The 1,760-nt window shown below is 60.0% G+C and carries 3 protein-coding genes; all 3 read left to right on the top strand.

Annotated features, from left to right (window positions below; translation table 11 throughout):
* The coding region (locus NW820_RS10745; RefSeq protein ID WP_414407483.1) for a metal ABC transporter solute-binding protein, Zn/Mn family at positions 1-629 on the top strand (629 nt) is incomplete at its 5' end.
* Complete coding sequence (locus NW820_RS10740) at positions 626-1,417, top strand: metal ABC transporter ATP-binding protein (RefSeq protein WP_414407482.1); 792 nt, start codon at positions 626-628, stop codon at positions 1,415-1,417. The genes NW820_RS10745 and NW820_RS10740, both read left to right, overlap by 4 nt.
* 10 nt (positions 1,418-1,427) lie before the next feature.
* A partial coding sequence (locus NW820_RS10735) for a metal ABC transporter permease (protein ID WP_414407481.1) occupies positions 1,428-1,760 on the top strand: 333 nt, incomplete at its 3' end.

Raw genomic sequence — 1,760 nt, 5'->3', positions numbered from 1 at the left:
GCCATGGCCACTCTCATGGGCACAGCCACGGCGAGTTTAACCCCCACATTTGGCTGGATCCCAGGCGGGCCATTCAGCAGGTGGAAAATATTCGTGATGGCCTCATCTCTGTAGATCCGGCGGGGGCAGAGATCTACCAGGCCAATGCGGCTGCTTTTATCGAGAAGCTCAAGGCTTTGGATGAGGAGATCGAGCAGCGCTTGGCTCCCTTTGCCGGCAGAAAGTTTGTAGTTTTCCACAACTTTGCCCCCTACTTTGCCGAGCGCTACAACCTCAAGGCTGAGTTTTTGGTGGAGATCCCTGAAGCCAGCCCCTCCCCCGAAGATGTGCGGCGGGTGATGGAGACGGTGCGGGCATCCGGCCTGAAGACGATCCTGGTGGAACCGCAGCTGGGGAGTAACAACCCCTTTGAGGTTTTGGCCAGAGACCTAGGGATCCAAGTTCGCGTTTTCGATCCCATCGAAACCGCTGGCCCTGAGGGGATCGAGCCGGAATATTACCTGACCATCCTGCGGCAAAACGTGGAGAACCTGGTCTCCGCCTTTGAGAAGGAGACGGCCTTTGTGCCGCTGGAGCTGCCCTGGCTTGGGCAAGGTTCGCTGGAACAACTACTGGCGAGGGGGCGGTGACCGGCGAGGTTGTCCTTCGCGTGGAGGGGCTGACGGTCTATCGGGGATCCCAGTTGGCGGTGCAAAATGTGTCGTTTGAGCTGAGGGCGGGATCCCATACGGCCATTGTCGGCCCCAATGGCGCTGGCAAAAGTACCTTGGTGCAGGCCATCTTGGGGATCCTGCCGCGGCAGTGCGGCTCGGTTTGGATTCTGGGAGAGCCGGTGTGCCTGTCCGGTTATTTGCCCCCCTCGGTGCGGCAGCAGGTGGCTTACGTGCCCCAACGTTTTCAGTTCAATCCTGGGCTTCCCATGGTGGTGGAGGAGTTTGTGGCTTTGGGTTGGGGGGCGTTGCAACCCCGCTGGCCCTGGCAGCAGCGCTCTGCTCGGCGGCAGGCGGTGAAAGAGGCGTTGGAACGGGTCGGCGCATCCCACCTGTCCTCCAAGGCTCTGGGCCAGCTCAGCGGCGGGGAGCTGAAACGGGTGCTGTTGGCCTATTGCTTGGCTTGGCCGCGGCGGCTGCTTATCCTCGACGAGGCACCGGCAGGCTTAGATACGCTCAGCGAGGGGGAGTTTTACCGGCTCTTGGAAGAGCTGCGCCAATCTCTGGGCTGGGCCATTTTGCAGATCTCCCATGATCTGGAAATGGTGTCTTGCTATTGCGACCGCGTGCTGTGCCTCAACCAATCCCTCATCTGCCAGGGATCCCCCCAGGTGGCTTTGGCACCAGAAGTGCTGAGCCGGGTTTATGGGCCTGTTCGCGACAGCGGTGCGGAGCACCATTTTGTCCGCTACATCCACCGTCACTGAGGGGAAGGCGATGTTGGAGGGCTGGGTGCGGGTAGTGGAGCTGTTGCAGTTGCCCTTTATGCAGCGGGCCATGCTGGGTGGGATCCTCACCGGCATGACAGGTGGGCTGCTGGGCAGTTTTGTTATTCTGCGGCAACTGTCGTTTTTTAGCGATGCCCTGGGGCATTCGGCTCTGCTGGGGATTGTTTTGGGAGTGCTGCTGGGGCTGAATCCCACCGTGGTGTTGATGGTGTTTGGGGTGGGATTTGCTTTAGGCGTCACCTTTGTCTTGGAGCGCACTCAACTGTCGGCGGATGCGGTGCTGAACATCATCTACTCTTCCTCTTTGGCGCTGGCCGTTATC

It is taken from the genome of Synechococcus sp. R55.7 (assembly GCF_047461955.1).
Classification (GTDB): domain Bacteria; phylum Cyanobacteriota; class Cyanobacteriia; order Thermostichales; family Thermostichaceae; genus Thermostichus.
The sequence above is the reverse complement of the archived record's forward strand: the minus strand, read 5'-3'. Positions and strand labels throughout refer to the sequence as shown.